General features: G+C 64.2%; 18 protein-coding genes. 11 read left to right on the forward strand and 7 right to left on the reverse strand.

Annotation, left to right across the window (positions count from 1 at the left end; genetic code table 11):
- Positions 1–102: 102 nt before the first annotated feature.
- Together AC0L23_RS15800 and AC0L23_RS15805 are read left to right on the forward strand one after the other, a co-directional pair.
- Positions 103–312 (forward strand): hypothetical protein, encoded by a 210-nt coding sequence (locus tag AC0L23_RS15800; RefSeq protein ID WP_007613466.1) that lies wholly within the window; start codon positions 103–105, stop codon positions 310–312.
- A gap of 140 nt (positions 313–452) precedes the next feature.
- A complete protein-coding gene (locus tag AC0L23_RS15805) occupies positions 453–1,757 on the forward strand; it encodes a PQQ-dependent sugar dehydrogenase (RefSeq protein ID WP_085385096.1) in 1,305 nt (434 codons plus the stop codon).
- A gap of 3 nt (positions 1,758–1,760) precedes the next feature.
- Here AC0L23_RS15805 and AC0L23_RS15810 read toward each other — a convergent pair whose 3' ends face one another.
- Both AC0L23_RS15810 and AC0L23_RS15815 read right to left on the reverse strand, forming a co-directional pair.
- Complete coding sequence (locus tag AC0L23_RS15810) at positions 1,761–2,585, reverse strand: aspartate dehydrogenase (protein WP_085385095.1); 825 nt, start codon at positions 2,583–2,585, stop codon at positions 1,761–1,763.
- A gap of 37 nt (positions 2,586–2,622) precedes the next feature.
- Entirely contained in the window at positions 2,623–3,540 is a 918-nt protein-coding gene (locus tag AC0L23_RS15815; protein ID WP_085350297.1) for a LysR family transcriptional regulator, read from the reverse strand.
- 125 nt (positions 3,541–3,665) lie between these two features.
- On the opposite strand from AC0L23_RS15815, the gene AC0L23_RS15820 reads away from it, so the two are divergent.
- From AC0L23_RS15820 to AC0L23_RS15835, 4 genes are all read left to right on the forward strand, one after another.
- Positions 3,666–4,739, forward strand: a complete 1,074-nt coding sequence (locus AC0L23_RS15820; protein ID WP_085360616.1) for a tartrate dehydrogenase — start codon at positions 3,666–3,668, stop codon at positions 4,737–4,739.
- A gap of 199 nt (positions 4,740–4,938) precedes the next feature.
- Positions 4,939–5,394 (forward strand): small heat shock protein HspD, encoded by a 456-nt coding sequence (gene hspD, locus AC0L23_RS15825; RefSeq protein ID WP_018454275.1) that lies wholly within the window; start codon positions 4,939–4,941, stop codon positions 5,392–5,394.
- A 117-nt stretch (positions 5,395–5,511) separates the two neighbouring features.
- Positions 5,512–5,829: a hypothetical protein gene (locus tag AC0L23_RS15830; RefSeq protein ID WP_085385094.1), complete on the forward strand. Its 318-nt coding sequence runs from the start codon at positions 5,512–5,514 to the stop codon at positions 5,827–5,829.
- Positions 5,830–5,855: 26 nt separating this feature from the next.
- Complete coding sequence (locus AC0L23_RS15835; protein WP_018454273.1) at positions 5,856–6,095, forward strand: hypothetical protein; 240 nt, start codon at positions 5,856–5,858, stop codon at positions 6,093–6,095.
- A gap of 342 nt (positions 6,096–6,437) precedes the next feature.
- Here the strand turns inward: AC0L23_RS15835 and AC0L23_RS15840 are convergent, their stop codons facing one another.
- Positions 6,438–7,370: a LysM peptidoglycan-binding domain-containing protein gene (locus tag AC0L23_RS15840; protein ID WP_085385093.1), complete on the reverse strand. Its 933-nt coding sequence runs from the start codon at positions 7,368–7,370 to the stop codon at positions 6,438–6,440.
- Between the two features lie 128 nt (positions 7,371–7,498).
- Positions 7,499–8,116: a CGNR zinc finger domain-containing protein gene (locus tag AC0L23_RS15845; RefSeq protein ID WP_085350313.1), complete on the reverse strand. Its 618-nt coding sequence runs from the start codon at positions 8,114–8,116 to the stop codon at positions 7,499–7,501.
- A 124-nt stretch (positions 8,117–8,240) separates the two neighbouring features.
- On the opposite strand from AC0L23_RS15845, the gene AC0L23_RS15850 reads away from it, so the two are divergent.
- A complete protein-coding gene (locus AC0L23_RS15850; protein WP_085360779.1) occupies positions 8,241–9,092 on the forward strand; it encodes an alpha/beta fold hydrolase in 852 nt (283 codons plus the stop codon).
- Positions 9,093–9,114: 22 nt separating this feature from the next.
- Here AC0L23_RS15850 and AC0L23_RS15855 read toward each other — a convergent pair whose 3' ends face one another.
- Both AC0L23_RS15855 and AC0L23_RS15860 read right to left on the reverse strand, forming a co-directional pair.
- Complete coding sequence (locus AC0L23_RS15855) at positions 9,115–10,104, reverse strand: zinc-binding metallopeptidase family protein (RefSeq protein ID WP_473357104.1); 990 nt, start codon at positions 10,102–10,104, stop codon at positions 9,115–9,117.
- Between the two features lie 397 nt (positions 10,105–10,501).
- Entirely contained in the window at positions 10,502–11,215 is a 714-nt protein-coding gene (locus tag AC0L23_RS15860) for a hypothetical protein (protein WP_473357105.1), read from the reverse strand.
- 280 nt (positions 11,216–11,495) lie between these two features.
- Between AC0L23_RS15860 and AC0L23_RS15865 the strand changes: the two genes are divergently transcribed.
- Together AC0L23_RS15865 and AC0L23_RS15870 are read left to right on the forward strand one after the other, a co-directional pair.
- Positions 11,496–12,419 carry an ABC transporter ATP-binding protein gene (locus AC0L23_RS15865; RefSeq protein ID WP_085361388.1) on the forward strand — a complete coding sequence of 308 codons (924 nt, stop codon included), beginning with the start codon at positions 11,496–11,498 and terminating at the stop codon, positions 12,417–12,419.
- Positions 12,416–13,177: an ABC transporter permease gene (locus AC0L23_RS15870; RefSeq protein ID WP_018454266.1), complete on the forward strand. Its 762-nt coding sequence runs from the start codon at positions 12,416–12,418 to the stop codon at positions 13,175–13,177. Before AC0L23_RS15865 ends, AC0L23_RS15870 begins: the two co-directional genes overlap by 4 nt.
- Before the next feature lie 48 nt (positions 13,178–13,225).
- Here AC0L23_RS15870 and AC0L23_RS15875 read toward each other — a convergent pair whose 3' ends face one another.
- A complete protein-coding gene (locus AC0L23_RS15875) occupies positions 13,226–13,549 on the reverse strand; it encodes a hypothetical protein (RefSeq protein ID WP_085349135.1) in 324 nt (107 codons plus the stop codon).
- Positions 13,550–13,854: 305 nt separating this feature from the next.
- On the opposite strand from AC0L23_RS15875, the gene AC0L23_RS15880 reads away from it, so the two are divergent.
- Positions 13,855–14,661 carry a L,D-transpeptidase gene (locus AC0L23_RS15880; protein ID WP_085361389.1) on the forward strand — a complete coding sequence of 269 codons (807 nt, stop codon included), beginning with the start codon at positions 13,855–13,857 and terminating at the stop codon, positions 14,659–14,661.
- Positions 14,662–14,666: 5 nt separating this feature from the next.
- Complete coding sequence (locus AC0L23_RS15885; RefSeq protein WP_473296706.1) at positions 14,667–15,140, forward strand: acyl carrier protein; 474 nt, start codon at positions 14,667–14,669, stop codon at positions 15,138–15,140.
- The last annotated feature ends 22 nt before the right edge of the window (positions 15,141–15,162 follow it).

The raw sequence follows: 15,162 nt of genomic DNA on the forward strand, positions 1-15,162 counted from the left end.
GTGCGCAATTGCGCACTAGGCCGGGACGACAGCGAGAGGAACTGCCTTCCCTCCAGCCCGTTAGCCTCTCGATACCTGCCACTGACCGCAGAGCATCGAGCCATGTCCGACGCCTACGATTATTTTCGCGAGCACGCGATCGCCGCCGTCCGCAAGGCGCGGGCGCTGCCGCCCGGGCGGCCGAAGCAGAAGCAGCGCACGGTGGCGCGCGTCTATCATCTCCTCTCCAGAGAGGCGGCGCTCGCGCCGAACATCCATCATCTGGATGATTTTCGCGCGGCGCGCCGGGCGGAGCGGCAGATCGGCCGCTGATCTCCGGGCAGCCTGTCGGCATTCGTCCCATGCAAATTCGAACGGCTGCCATTCCACGGGAATAGAGCCCCGCGGCGCTCCACACAGGTTGACGTCTGCCCCGTCAGCCCGTTGGATGCGCGCGCAAACAGGGGCTTCTCATGACTTTTTCCAGCATCTTTGCGCAGTTCGTTGCGCTTCTCGGTGGCATCGCGCTGCAATGGCGAAAGCTGTCGGGCACCGTGCCTGCGCCGGCCTGGGGCCAGTCGCCCGCCATTCCACAAGCAAAGCCGCAAGGCGCCATTCCGACACTGAAGATGCCGACGGCGCGGGGCTGGAGCGAAGGACAGAAGCCGACGGTCGCACCCGGGCTCAAGGTCAATGCGTTCGCGACCGGCCTCGACCATCCGCGCTGGATCGAGGTGCTGCCCAATGGCGACGTGCTGATCGCGGAGGCGACGCAGATCGCGGGGGCGCCGCGGTCCGTGTTTCACTACGCAATGCAAGCGACGATGCGGCGCGCCGCCGCGCTCGGCGTCAGCGCCAACCGCATCACGCTGCTGCGCGACAAGGATGGCGACGGCGTCGCGGAGTATCGCGGCGCGTTCATGGAAAACCTCAGCCAGCCGTTCGGCATGGCGCTGGTCGGCGACACCTTCTATGTCGGCAACACCGACGGCGTGATGGCCTTCCCGTACGTGGCGAATGCCGATCGCATCACCGCGCCGGGCAAGCGCCTCACCACTTTCAAGCCGAGCGGCCACTGGACCCGCAGCCTGCTCGCAAGCCCCGACGGCAAGAAACTCTATGCCGGCGTCGGCTCGCTCAGCAACATCGGCGAGATGGGCATGGAGGTCGAGGAAGGCCGCGCCGCTGTCTACGAGCTCGACCTCGTCGCCGGTACGCACCGCATCTTCGCCGCCGGCCTGCGCAACCCGGTTGGTCTCGCCTGGGAGCCGACGACCGGTGTGCTCTGGACCGTCGTCAACGAGCGCGACGGCCTCGGCGACGAAACGCCGCCGGACTATCTGACCTCGGTGCGCGATGGCGGTTTCTACGGCTGGCCCTATTGCTACTGGGGCAAGACGGTGGATGACCGCGTGCCGCAGGATCCGGCGATGGTCGCCAAGGCACTCACGCCTGACTACGCGCTCGGCGGCCACACCGCCTCGCTCGGCCTGTGCTGGATGCCCGCGGGCACGCTGCCGGGCTTCCCCGACGGCATGGCGATCGGCCAGCACGGCTCGTGGAATCGCAGCACGCTGTCCGGCTACAAGCTGGTGTTCATCCCGTTCGAGAACGGAAAGCCTTCGGGTCCAGCACGCGACATCCTGTCCGGCTTCCTCGCGCCGGACGAGAAAGAATCCTACGGCCGTCCGGTCGGCGTCGTGATCGGTCCCGACAAGAAATCGCTGCTGATGGCCGACGACGTCGGCAACGTGATCTGGCGCGTGACGGGCGCTTGAAGGTTATGTTCCAACGCTAAGCGTGGTGCGCTGCTTGCGGAGCAGCGCGATCACCGACAGTGCCGTGATCAACCCGGTCTTGGGATTCTCGGAGGGGACGTTCTCGATTGACATCGAGAAGCGCGCGGAATCCGACTCGACCTCGATGCGATGAACATTGCGCGTCACGGTCGGGTCGGCCCAGATTTGCACCTGGGTGCGATCCGGCCCGACGCCCGCGAGCGACAGCGCGACCGCAACGTTGAGGTTGGCCGGAAAGCCTTTCGCTGCCTCCCGCGCGGTGCCCTCGAACAGCTTGAGCGGCTCGCGCAGATTGTCGATATCGATGTTGTTCGCGACGATGAACGGCGCGCCCTTCAACCCGTCGATCGGCTTGCGCGTGACCATCTTCACCGAATGGATGGTGCCGATCGCAGCGGCGTTGACGGCGTCGAGCCCGATCAGCGCGCCGGTCGGCACGAGGATGCGGCCGCCATTGGCCCGGGCGAGATCGACGAGATCAAAATTGTCGAGCAGCCCTCCGACGCTGACAACGACCGCGGCCCTGCCGCGTTTCACCGCGGGCTCGACGATCGCGCGGAGTTGGCTGCTCGGCGCGCACTCCACCACGATATCAGCGGCGTCGCCGAGCTGGTCGAGCGGCAGTAGGGATGGCGGACGACGCAGGCTGCCGAGCAATTTCTGATGCTTTGCAGGATCGCGCACCGCCACGGCGGAGAGCGTCAATCCCTCGATGCCCTGATCGAGCGCGGTCGCGATCTTGGTGCCGATCGAGCCGAGCCCCGCGACGGCAACCCGCAATTCGTTCGAAGCTGTCCGTTCAGCCATCGCATCACCCCTCTCGCCAAGTCGATGTCATAGCGCCTCAGGCGTCGCGCGCATAGCTGCGCAGGCGCGTCTCGAGCACGGAGAGCATTGCGTCGCGGGCGGGGTCGCGCGAGCCGCGCAGCCATGCGGCAGCGAGCGGCAGCCGGCCGACGGGCCCGATCTGCTTTGGCCGCAGCGGCACGAAGCGCACGCCTGACACCGCCATCCGCATGGTCCAGCGCGGCACGATCGCGACCCCGAGCCTGGTTGCGACGAGATTGATGATGGTCTGCTTCTCGTCGGCGACCTGCACGACGCGCGGCGTGAGGCCTGCCTGCTCGAATAGTCTTATCGTGAGGTCGTGGCTGTGCGGCCGCGAGCGACGATCCGGCACCAGCATCGCCTCCTCGGCGATCTCCGCCAGCGTGATCGACTTGCGTTTGGCCAGCGCGTGGCGCTGCGGGAAGGCCACGATGGCTGTTTCCTGCAGCAGATCGCGGAATTCGAGCCGCTTGTCCCGCTGAGCCGGTGGACGCACGAAGGCAAGATCGAGCGCGCCGGTCAGGATCTTTGGCAGCAGCCGGACGGTCTTCTCTTCCAGGAGCTGCACTGCGATATCGGGATGCTTTGCGCGAAAATCGCGCAGCAGCGCCGGTAACAGCCCCGCCGCGGCACTGTCGATGGCGCCGACCCGGAGTTTTCGAGCAGCCCCAGCGCGCGCGCGATTGCGCAGGTTGGTCTCGACCGCCTCGACGCGGGCGAGGATGGCACGGGCATCACGCAGCAGCGTCGCGCCATCTTCCGTCAGCGACACCGCACGCGTCGTCCGTGCGAACAGTCGCGTGTCCAGATCCTGCTCCAGCAGCTTGATCTGGCGGCCCAGCGCGGAGGGCAGCATCTGGAGATGCTGCGCCGCGTGGCCGAAATGCAACTGCTCGGCCGCCGCCACGAAGCATCGCAACTGATGCAATTCCATCCACCGGTCCTCTGATCCTGTGACGGGATTATATCATTTTTTTGTATAAACCAGCGCCGATTGAGTCCCGGCCCCTAGGTTCGCTAGCGTTACGCAACCCCACCGACATCTGGACGGAGCCCTTCATGCGCACCCATTCGATTGCAGCGATCCCCGCGGACGGCATCGGCCCCGAGGTCATCTCCGCCGGCGTCCGCGTGCTGGAGGCGCTGGCCAACCGCAGCGGTGACCTCGCCTTCAACATCAAGACCTTCGACTGGGGTTCGGACTATTACAAGAAGCACGGCGTGATGATGCCGGCCGACGGTCTCGCGGAGCTCAAGAAATTCGACGCGATCTATTTCGGCGCGGTCGGTGCGCCCGACGTGCCCGATCACATCACGCTGTGGGGCCTGCGGCTGCCGATCTGCCAGGGCTTTGACCAATACGCCAATGTGCGGCCGACCAAGATCTTGCCGGGCGTCGCCTCGCCGCTGCGCAATGTCGGCGTCGGCGACCTCGACTGGGTGATCGTGCGCGAGAATTCCGAGGGCGAATATGCCGGCATGGGCGGCCGCGCCCACAGGGGTCTCCCCGAAGAGGTCGGCACCGAGGTCGCGGTGTTCACCCGCGTCGGCGTGACGCGGATCATGCGCTATGCATTCGAGCTGGCGCGGTCGCGCCCGCGCAAGTTCCTGACCGTGGTGACCAAGTCGAACGCGCAGCGCCATGGCATGGTGATGTGGGACGAGATCGCCGCCGAAGTCGCGGCCGAATTCCCCGATGTGACCTGGGACAAGATGCTGGTCGACGCCATGACGGTGCGCATGACGCTGCATCCGAAGAGCCTCGACACCATTGTCGCGACCAATTTGCACGCCGACATCCTCTCCGACCTCGCCGGGGCGCTGGCGGGCAGCCTCGGCGTCGCGCCAACCGCCAATATCGACCCGCAGCGCCGCTTCCCCTCGATGTTCGAGCCGATCCACGGCTCGGCCTTCGACATCACCGGCAAGGGCATCGCCAACCCGGTCGCGACGTTCTGGACCGGCGCACAGATGCTGGAGCATCTGGGCGAGAAGGACGCGGCGGTGCGGTTGATGGCGGCGGTGGAGCGCGTCTGCGCGGCCGGCGTGCTGACGCCCGATGTCGGCGGCAAGGCGACGACAAAGGACGTGACGGATGCCGTGATCGAAGCGATCCACGGATCGAACGTGTAATCCGAGCTACGTCAGCGGGAGGCGCCAGGGATTCCGAAAAATTTTGAGCCCCCCTCTTGAAACCAAAACGGGCTTTTTTTATTTTTCCGCTGCCGCCGAGAGGTGGTGTTCCCGACGCCTGTAGGGTCGGGAAGCTGAGACGGGCACCGGTCGTGTCCGGTGTCGTTCGTATCCATTTTGCTCCTTGGAGGATCTGGCTATGCGCACTTACGACTTCTCTCCCTTGTGGCGTTCGACCGTTGGCTTCGACCGCCTTTTCGACCTCGTTGAAACGGCACAGCGTGCCGGCGAGGACAACTATCCTCCCTACAACATCGAACGTCTCGGCGAGGATCGCTACCAGATTTCGCTTGCGATTGCGGGTTTCTCACCCAACGAGGTCGCGGTGACGGCCGAGCAGAATGCGGTGACCGTCGAGGGAAACAAGCCGGACAGAACCGAACGCGAGTATCTCTACCGGGGCATTTCCGCGCGACCGTTCAAGCGGCAGTTTAACCTGGCCGAGTATGTTCAGGTGCACAGCGCCTCGTTCGAGAACGGCTTGCTCAAGATCGAACTGGTCCGAGAAATCCCTGAAGCCATGAAGCCGCGGCGAATTGCCATCAATGCCGCGCCGTCCGGCAACGTGCATCAACTCGAGGGCAAAGCCGCCTGAATTCGGTCTGTCGGAGGCCCGGTGATCCCGCCCGATCGTCGGGCGGGATCGGCCATGGCCTTCGATCGCGTACCCGAATGCAAGTCAGAGGTTTTAGAGAAAGGAGGAGGACCTCTCATGCTCGATCATGCCGACAACATCATCGATCTGAACGCGATATTGCACCCTGGCTCCGTCTATGATCATCCCCGCGACGTCATAGCCGATCCAACTTTGTCGATCGGCGAGAAGCGCGCGATCCTCACGTCCTGGGCTTCGGACGCAGCCAGTGTCGCCTCGAGCCCGACATTGCGGGAGCTGCCCGGCTCGGACAAAGCCGTCACCATCGACGAAATTCTGGAAGCGCTCGCGAGCCTCGACCACCATCCGAAGGGCCCTCCGGGCGGCAAGCCGGTCCGCACGCGATCCGTCGAACGAACCGGCCTCGCAGCCTAGGCAACGACAGCTCAACGGGGATTGCGATGATGCTTGATGAAGAGCTGGCCTTGTTGCGCGGCCACCGCAGCAACATCAGCCGCTATCAGCGGTTGCTCAAGACCGAGCTGACCGAGTTCGAACGGCGGTTCATCGAGAGACGTGTGTCCGAGGAGCGCTCGGCGATCGAGAAGCTCGCCGTCTCCGCCTTTCCGCTCACCTTTCAGGCTCCGAGCCGGGCAATGGGGAACGCCACCACGCGCCTGACGGCAAGCCGGCACGGGTGATCGACATGCCCGAACACCTCCCGACATTCGAAGTGTTCCTGAAGAAGTGCGGTCGAAGGACATGGCGATGGCGTGTCTGCACGACGGAAGGACGCCTGGTCATGCACGGCTTCGAAAATGGCCGACCCGCTGCCAAATATGCGGCTGACAGGTCCTTGTTTATGATGCTTCTCGCCGCGCCCTATGGCCCGGCGGGCCGGGCTTCCGCCACGGCTCGCTCCTCCTTGGCGACTCCCGCATCAAGATGGCTGCCGCGGCACAAGATGCGTGAATGACAGGTGCCGCGAGGGATGGTGCCTGGCATCAGCCAAGCCCATCCCGGCCATCTCCGTTGCTGACCGCTTACCGCCGTCCCGGCGGGGGGGTCGCCATGGCGGCTGTCGGCTCCGGCGGCGTCAGGTGGCGTGGAACGATGATGGACTGGCCGGGGGTGAGCGTCGCGTTCTCCGGCAGCGAGTTGCTCTGCGCCAGCGACCACAGCGGCACGCGATTGGCTGCCGCGATGCTCTCCATGGTGTCGCCGCGGCGCACCGGTAGCCGCACGCCACTGTCCCACAATTCGACCAGCGTATTCGCCGGCACGAGATAACGCAGCGGCACGGCATCGACCTGCGTCTGGGGCGGAATGCGCGGCAACTGCGTGACCATATCGACGATCTGACGGTGGATGTCGTCGGACTTCTCGATGTTGATGTGGCTGACCCGCGCGTTCTCCTTCAGGTCATAGCTCGCATAGTGACCGCGATAGCCCGGCACCGCGACCACGTTGCCGCCGCCAAGCACGCTGTCGGAGAGATAGATGTTGATGAAGCGCTCGACATTGAGCGGCACGTCGCCGGTCGCATGCGCGGGATCGATGGTGATGACGAGGCTGATCGGGATGTTCTCCTTGGCCGCCATCTCGGAGATGACGATCGAGCAAAGCCCGCCCATCGAATGCCCCATCAGCACGATCGGCGCCGGCGCTTCCTTGTAGCTGGAGATCGCACGATCGCCGATCCATCGGCAGATGGTGAATTCATAGACGTTAGCCGAAAAGCCGGCCTGCGTCAGCTTCTCTTCGAGCCGGTCCATGCCGGTGGAGAAGAACGGCCCCATGGCGCCACGGAACAGGTAGATCTTCGGCGGCGGCAATGGCTCGAACGGTGGGGGCGGCGGCGCGACGGGTGCGGCCGCGGCGGGCTTCGTCTTGGCAGGTGAGGCAGCGGTCGTCCCGGTGCTCAAGGCGAGCAGCGCAACGGCTGCCAGCGCGAGAAGTCGCCTCAAATCGATCATCAGTCCAGCAGTCCCACTCCGGGAGGCTGCAGCCTCCCCCAAAGGCGCTTAGTGACGGTCGATTGGGTGGAATTTGGGGCACGGAACCGGGGCTCGATCCGCGCTCATTCCAGCATCTCGCCCCCCAATCACTGCATGCTCTTGAGCCTGCTGCGGTGTGCGGCCTGTTTCGCGCGGTTGCCGCAGACCGCCATGATGCACCATCGCCGCGCGCGTCTGCGCGTGTGGTCGGCGAACAGCATGGTGCAGTTGTGCCCCTCGCACGCCTTGACGTTCGAAAAATCCTCGTCGCAAACGAACTTCGCCATGGCTTCGCCAACCGGCAGCAATAGCGCCTCCGGCGATCGCCAGCGCCGCCTCATTCGCAATGCCAGAGCGCCGCCATCGGCATGGCCCGGCTCGATCCGGCTGAACGCTTCGTCGCGCTCCAGCAGGCTGTTCAACGGATCGAGCTCGCGCAATGCATCCGTCGTGAGCGGTCGGCCTGCATGCTTGCGCACGAAGCCCCTGAACCATTCGCGCAAGGCGCGCGCCTGATCCGCAACCTTGTCCAGCTCCTCCGGCGTGGCGCGCGCCGTCAGCGCGTGCAGATCATCCGCGGGCACCAGCTTCGCCTGCGCCAGCCAGTCGATCAGGCCATGACCATCATCGATCCAGTCGACCGGCGTATCGAGCGGCGTCGCCACCGAGTTGAGGAAGTCGAGGCCGAGAGAGTCGGCGATGAACATGGCGGGCGGGCGGTCCATGAGCGGTCCTTGGCCGGTCGGGAGCATGGACTCAGATAACCTGATAGAACGGCATTGACAAGTTACGGTAAGGAGACGTAACCTCTTAGTAGGCAATTTAGTGGTTACTAAGATGGAGAATGTCATGGCCGCAATCGCGTACCGCACCGCGGATGTCGAGGGCTTCAAGGTGTTCTATCGCGAGGCCGGTCGTGTCGGAGCGCCAAAACTCCTGCTGCTGCACGGCTTCCCCAGCGCAGGCCACATGTTTCGTGACCTCATCCCGCTGCTGGCGGACAGGTTTCATATCGTGGCGCCCGACCTTCCCGGCTTCGGCCAATCCGACATGCCTTCGCGCAAAAGCTTCCGTTACACGTTCGACAATTTCGCGCGCGTGATCGAACGCTTCACCGAAATGATCGGGTTCGACCGTTTCGCGGTCTACGTTTTCGATTACGGCGCGCCGACTGGTTTCCGGCTTGCGCTCAGTCACCCCGAGCGGATCACGGCAATCATCTCACAGAACGGCAACGCCTACGAGGAAGGGCTCAGCGACGACTGGACTCCGCTCAAGACCTATTGGCAGGATCCGTCGCCGGCCAATCGCGACGCGCTACGCGCGCTCCTCACGCCGGAAGCGACGCGCTGGCAGTACACGCATGGCGTCCCCGATCCGATGACCGTGTCACCGGACGGCCAGAGCCTCGACAACTTCTACCTTGCGCGCCCGGGCTCGGACGACGTGCAGCTCGACCTGTTCGGCGACTACAAGAGCAACGTCGCGCTCTATCCGGCCTTCCAGGACTATTTCCGCAAGCACACGCCGCCGTTCCTCGCGGTCTGGGGCAAGAACGACCCATTCTTTATTCCGCCCGGCGCCGAAGCGTTCAAGCGCGATAATCCGAACGCCTTGGTGCAGTTCTTTGACACCGGTCATTTCGCGCTGGAGACGCACGCGAAGGAAATCGCGGACAGCATTCGTACCTTCCTGACGTAACGGGGGCTGTCCTCCGCGAAAGTTACGCCGCCAGGCTCTGCTGAGCGCGGAATGCGCTGATCGCCATATGGACGAGATGCAGCTTGCCTTTGACCGCCGGCGATATGTCGAAGGGATATGCATCGCTCATCCCGAGCGAGCGGTTGAGTTCGTTGATGCTGCGAGCAAGCGGCATCCACAGTGCCAGGAGTGCCTCGAAGTCGCTCTCGAGATAGGGATCCGTCAGGGTCTGCCGGGCGCGCTCGTCCAGCGCCAACGGCAAACCTGCCAGCGAGTCGAGCGTCGACACGATATGCAGGAAATGCGCGAACGTTTCCGCCCAATCCTCCCAGGGGTGGGACGTGGCGTACTCGCTGATGAAGCCGCTTCGGTCGTATGAACGATCGGCGCGGCTGTAATAGGAGTTGATCGCGGCCTGATAGTCCTGCGCTTGGTCACCGAAGATCAGCTTGAACGGGGCCTGGAATGTCGTGCCGTCGACGAGCAGGTCCCAATAGAAGTGACCGATCTCGTGCCGGAAATGCCCGAGCAGCGTGCGGTACGGCTCCCGGAACGCCACGCGGCGAGATTCTCGTTCGACATCGTCGGCCTCCGCAAGGTTGAGCGTGATCAGGCCCGAGAGATGCCCCGTCACGATCGGACCGACCTCGTCCGAAAGAATGTCGAAAGCCAATTCTGCGCCGGTGCGCGATGCGAGCGGAAGCTTGAGGCGACTGAGATCATAGAGAAGACGGCGCTTGGCTTCCTCCATACGGCGCCAGAGCATGATGTTTCTGGTGCTGCCGAGGTTTGGAATTGTGCGCGTGAGGCGGCACGAGCCGCAATACCAGTCCGCGCCCTCGACACACCAGTTGCAGCCGATGATCTCGCGGTTACGGCAAGATTGATGGGATGCAAGTTTCGTCATCTCGATGCGCGAGGAATCGAACGCCAGCTCGGTGCTGCAATTCGTGCACGCGACGTGCTCGAACGAGACAGGATGGCGGCATGACGGGCACTGAAAAAACTTCACGTGGACTGGCCTCAGACAGACGGCATACCGGAAACCCGGCGTATCACTTCGAGGAACTCGTGCGACCGTCGCTGTTGTCGGCGAGCAACGCCCGCTGGGTTCGGAGCGCGTGCCGCCTTAACAGGACGGCTCGCGTCGCGCTCAACTGGCCCGATTGAGGCTGCGGCTTTTTCTCCAGGACATGTTCGGAAACAGGCCGGCCGGCCCAGGTTCGCTCGGGCTGAACCGCCATGGGGCCGACGTCTCGTCTCCTCGTCATGGTGTAACAACACCAGATCGTGTGCCGAGTTCCCTTCGTTCGACCGGCGGGTGATCAAGTCCCGGCTTGTGCAGATACGACAATGCCGCCGTCGGCATGACGGCGGCATTGTCAATTCAGTGGCTTGCGGCGAAGGGCTTAATTCCGGGGAGCCGTTGCCGCCGCCGAGCGCGCCGGCCCGGGCCCGCCGGGTTCGGCAACCGGAGCAGGTGCGCGCGAGCGCATGATTGCGGCGTCGATCTCGGCAATCACGCGGCGCTGGATCGCCTCGTTCTTGTCGATCGAGATGTGGCCGACGCCGGAGCCGCGGACGTCGACATTGTCGAGCTTGCCGCGAAAACCGTCTGCGCGCTTCACCGGCTCGCCGGGGCCGTCGCCGATATAGATGTTGATGTAGCGTTCAGCGCCGGTCGACAGCTTGGTCTTGAACACGGAGTCGAGCCCGATCGCGAGCTTCACGGGCACGCCAAGACGGTTGAGCTTGGCGATCATGTCCGGCAGAGCGGTCGCGCCGGAGGAGTGCCCGACCAGCACGATGGTCTTGAGCCGGCCGGCCTTGTAGGCAGTGGCGGCCTCATCGGCGAGCGAGGACCAGGACACGAAATTCGCCACGGTCACCGGGATGCCCTGCGCCTGGAGCCGGGCGCCGATCGTGTCGAGCCCGAGCGAGAAGATGTTGAGCACGCCGCGGAGGAGGTAGACATGCGTGGTCGCGACCGCAGCCTGGCTCGGCGCCGCCCTGGCGGTGGTCGGGCTGATGGCAACAGCTGACAGCAGGAGCAGGCCCATCGCCCAGGCACGGAGGGCGGACAACTGGCTGACGCCAGCGGTGTGACGGCCGTTCGGTCTCATCGATCTTTTCCCTGGGAATATGCTTCGGCCGGAATCGTAGCCATGGCCTGCTCGCAGACGCAACAAAGAGCCGCGTGAACGACGATCTTAGCATCAAGCCGTGACCATCGCGCAACACTTGCCCGAAACCTGCCACGGAAGGAGCTGTTTCGAGGCCATTTTTCTCCCGCTAATTGCAGCCGCGCAAGGGCCTTCCTATGTCAGGGCTCCGCTGACCCGCCCCTCCCGGTAGGTTCCAGCCTCCCCTCCCCAGCCTTAGCCCCTCAGACTTGCGGCAATCATGTCCTCCATCATTTCCGTCGCCAATTTGTCGAAGACCTATGGGTCCGGCTTCAAGGCGCTCAAGAACGTCAATCTCGACATCACGCGCGGCGAAATCTTCGCCTTGCTCGGCCCCAACGGCGCCGGCAAGACCACGCTGATCTCGATCATCTGCGGCATTGCCAATCCGAGCGAAGGCAAGGTCCTCGTCGGCGGCGAGAACATCCAGACCTCCTATCGCAAGGCGCGCTCGCTGATCGGGCTGGTGCCGCAGGAATTGCACACCGATGCCTTCGAGAGCGTGTGGGCGACCGTGAGCTTCTCCCGCGGGCTGTTCGGCAAGCCGAAGAACCCCGATCATATCGAGAAGGTGCTGAAAGACCTCTCGCTGTGGGACAAGAAGGACAGCAAGATCATCACGCTCTCCGGCGGCATGAAGCGTCGCGTGATGATCGCCAAAGCGCTGTCGCACGAGCCGCAGATCCTGTTCCTGGACGAGCCGACCGCCGGGGTCGACGTCGAACTGCGCAAGGGCATGTGGGAGGTGGTGCGCACGCTCCAGCAATCCGGCGTCACCATCATCCTGACCACGCATTACATCGAGGAAGCCGAGGAGATGGCCGACCGCATCGGCGTCATCAACAAGGGCGAGATCGTGCTGATCGAGGACAAGGCCACCTTGATGCAGAAGCTCGGCAAGAAGCGGCTGACGCTGCATCTGCAAGGCAAGCTCGATGCGCTGCCGGAGAGCCTCAGGCATTACGAGCTCGACCTCTGCGACGGCGGCGCGACGCTGGTCTACGACTACGACACCCAGGGCGAGCGCACCGGCATCACCAGCCTGCTCGGCGATCTCCGCACGGCCGGCATCCGCTTCAACGATCTCGACACGACGCAATCGTCGCTCGAGGACATCTTCGTCGATCTCGTGAGGGCCTCATGAACTACCGCGCTGTCCGCGCCATCTACCTGTTCGAAATGGCGCGCACCTGGCGCACGCTGCTGCAAAGCATCGTCTCGCCGGTGGTCTCGACCTCGCTGTATTTCGTGGTGTTCGGCGCCGCGATCGGCTCGCGCATCAGCCAGGTCGAGGGCGTCAGCTACGGCACCTTCATCGTGCCAGGCCTGATCATGCTCTCGGTGCTGACGCAGAGCATCGCCAACGCCTCGTTCGGCATCTACTTCCCGAAATTCACCGGCACGATCTACGAGATCCTGTCGGCGCCGATCTCCTATTTCGAGATCGTGCTCGGCTATGTCGGCGCGGCCGCGACCAAATCGATCATCCTCGGCCTGATCATCCTCGCCACGGCTGGCCTGTTCGTGCCGCTGCACATCCATCATCCGGTCTGGATGCTGGCCTTCCTTGTGCTGACGGCGGTGACGTTCAGCCTGTTCGGCTTCATCATCGGCATCTGGGCCGACGGATTCGAAAAGCTGCAGATGATCCCGATGCTGGTGGTGACGCCGTTGACCTTCCTCGGCGGCAGCTTCTATTCCATCGACATGCTGCCGCCCGCCTGGCGCACGGTGGCGCTGCTCAATCCGGTCGTCTATCTGATCTCCGGCTTCCGCTGGAGCTTCTACGAGATCGCGGACGTCAGCATGGCCGTCAGCATCGGCATGACAACGGCGTTCCTGGTGATCTGCCTGGTCGTGATCTGGTGGATTTTCCGCACGGGATATCGGTTGAAGAACTGATCCGGCCGTCATTCCGGGGGGCACGCGCGCGCCCCGGAATCGCAAGCTCTACCGATAGCAGTGGAAGCGGTTGTATCCGTCGTAATAGCCGCGACACCGACGGTGGCCGCGATGGGGAATGCCGAACACCCCCTCGACCGCGCCGACGGCACCGCCGACACCGGCGCCGACCGCGCCCCCAACCACGCCGCCGACGGGGCCGGCGATCCGGTTGCCTTCGTAAGAACCTTCCTGGGCGCCCCGAACGATGCCTTGGGCATGGCCAGGCTGGGGGACGCAGGACAGCGCGGCCAGAACGGCCGCGCCAGCGAAGAGCACACGGAAAGGCAGACCAGCCGGCCGAGAAGCGGCGGCGACGCAAACTTTGTTCATCTTCATTCCCAAAGGTAAAACCGGCCGCGGAAGCGGCCGGTCGAGGCAGCGATCGTCAACGCCGATGCGGCCAAATGGTTGCGCCCCGGATGGTTGCACCATTGTGATGAATTGTCGGCGTTGTGAACGCATCTCCCGCTCGCGAAAATGTCAGCGCTGCCGCTCGCTTTGCGGCACAAAGCGGCCTTGCTTACGCCGGGCGTCCCGTTAACGATGGCAATAAGGTTAGCTTTGCAGGCCGCTGGAACGAAAGCGCGATTGCAGGCATAATGCACGCCGGGGGACGGAGAGCCGCGGCGCCTAGTATGAACAGGCCGGAGGCCACGAGTCAGATGCGTTCGTTTTTTATTGCTTTCACCTCCCTGATGCTTTTGAGCGCGGGCGCCGCGCAGGCCAAGGTCGACATCACCGTCGACAAGGACAATCAGCAGATGACCGTCGCCGTCGACGGCGTCGCGCGCTACCACTGGCCGGTGTCGACAGGCATCCCCTCGCGGGAGACGCCGAACGGCGCGTTCCGCGCCTTCCGCATGGAAGAGGATCACTATTCCAAGGAATTCGACGACGCGCCGATGCCGCACGCGATCTTCTTCACCAAGGTTGGGCACGCCATCCACGGCACCGACTCGGTCGGCCGGCTCGGCACGCCCGCCTCGCATGGCTGCGTGCGGCTGTCGCGCCAGAATGCCACCACGCTCTACGCGCTAGTGCAGCAGCAGGGCGTGCTCAACACCACGGTAACGCTGACCGGCTCGGCGCAGGTGGCGCTCGCCCGCAATCCGCGTGGCCGCACTCCCACGGCAGTGGCCCGCGCGCCGCAGCCCGCCGAAGAGCAGTACGCCACATCAGGCGATCCCGTGAACCTGACGCCTCAGGCCGCACCTGCCCGCCGCTACATGCCGCAAGACGACAACTACATCTATCCGGCCGACGGCAGCGACACCGGCGCGCGCTACCCCGCGCCGCGCGGTAACCGCCCGCTCTATGACGCACAGGTCTATCAGCCGCAGCCGCAGCAATACTACAATCAGGGCTACGGCCAGCAGGGCACCTACTATCAGCCGCAGCCCCGGCAGGTTTACCAACCGCGGGGCTATTACTACCAGAACTGACCTACTTGAACGCGCCGTTGCCGCGCCAGCGAATCAGGAAGCCGCTGCCGCGACGGGCGCTTGCCGCAATCGACCGCAGGAAATGGCGCCAGCCCGTGCACGGATTGGGCACCGGCCGACGCAAGGAAGCAACAGTCCACAACCTTCAACGCAGCGGCGTTCCGACCAAATTGACAACCAGGGGGTCGCCCCTATTGTCGTTCCCATTGTTTCTGGGACATGACATGACACGCGAGCAGATTTCGGATTTCTGCGTTACCGCCCTGGCAAATATCCTGCGAATTTCGAGCGACCGCGTCGATATCGGCACGAAATTCAGCCGCCTCGGCCTCGATTCGGCGATGCTGGTCTACCTGATGATGGAACTCGAGGAGAAGCTCGACCTCGAGCTATCGACGGACGACTTCTACGACCATCCGACCGTTGAGGCGTTGTCGCGGTTTCTCGCCGACAAGCGCGCAATCCGCCCCGCCGCCTGAGGGCGGTTGAAGTCGGCGCAAC

The sequence above is a fragment of the Bradyrhizobium sp. MI1.4 genome (assembly GCF_055811315.1).

Bases quoted from the DNA above. Each gene is read 5' to 3' on its own strand.
- AC0L23_RS15835 (WP_018454273.1), top strand. From the start codon at position 5,856: ATGATGCTTGATGAAGAGCTGGCCTTGTTGCGCGGCCACCGCAGCAAC.
- AC0L23_RS15845 (WP_085350313.1), bottom strand. From the start codon at position 8,116: ATGGACCGCCCGCCCGCCATGTTCATCGCCGACTCTCTCGGCCTCGAC.
- AC0L23_RS15805 (WP_085385096.1), top strand. From the start codon at position 453: ATGACTTTTTCCAGCATCTTTGCGCAGTTCGTTGCGCTTCTCGGTGGC.
- AC0L23_RS15810 (WP_085385095.1), bottom strand. From the start codon at position 2,585: ATGGCTGAACGGACAGCTTCGAACGAATTGCGGGTTGCCGTCGCGGGG.
- AC0L23_RS15860 (WP_473357105.1), bottom strand. From the start codon at position 11,215: ATGAGACCGAACGGCCGTCACACCGCTGGCGTCAGCCAGTTGTCCGCC.
- AC0L23_RS15820 (WP_085360616.1), top strand. From the start codon at position 3,666: ATGCGCACCCATTCGATTGCAGCGATCCCCGCGGACGGCATCGGCCCC.
- AC0L23_RS15815 (WP_085350297.1), bottom strand. From the start codon at position 3,540: ATGGAATTGCATCAGTTGCGATGCTTCGTGGCGGCGGCCGAGCAGTTG.
- AC0L23_RS15875 (WP_085349135.1), bottom strand. From the start codon at position 13,549: ATGAACAAAGTTTGCGTCGCCGCCGCTTCTCGGCCGGCTGGTCTGCCT.
- AC0L23_RS15840 (WP_085385093.1), bottom strand. From the start codon at position 7,370: ATGATCGATTTGAGGCGACTTCTCGCGCTGGCAGCCGTTGCGCTGCTC.
- AC0L23_RS15880 (WP_085361389.1), top strand. From the start codon at position 13,855: ATGAACAGGCCGGAGGCCACGAGTCAGATGCGTTCGTTTTTTATTGCT.
- AC0L23_RS15850 (WP_085360779.1), top strand. From the start codon at position 8,241: ATGGCCGCAATCGCGTACCGCACCGCGGATGTCGAGGGCTTCAAGGTG.
- AC0L23_RS15865 (WP_085361388.1), top strand. From the start codon at position 11,496: ATGTCCTCCATCATTTCCGTCGCCAATTTGTCGAAGACCTATGGGTCC.
- AC0L23_RS15800 (WP_007613466.1), top strand. From the start codon at position 103: ATGTCCGACGCCTACGATTATTTTCGCGAGCACGCGATCGCCGCCGTC.
- AC0L23_RS15830 (WP_085385094.1), top strand. From the start codon at position 5,512: ATGCTCGATCATGCCGACAACATCATCGATCTGAACGCGATATTGCAC.
- hspD (WP_018454275.1), top strand. From the start codon at position 4,939: ATGCGCACTTACGACTTCTCTCCCTTGTGGCGTTCGACCGTTGGCTTC.
- AC0L23_RS15870 (WP_018454266.1), top strand. From the start codon at position 12,416: ATGAACTACCGCGCTGTCCGCGCCATCTACCTGTTCGAAATGGCGCGC.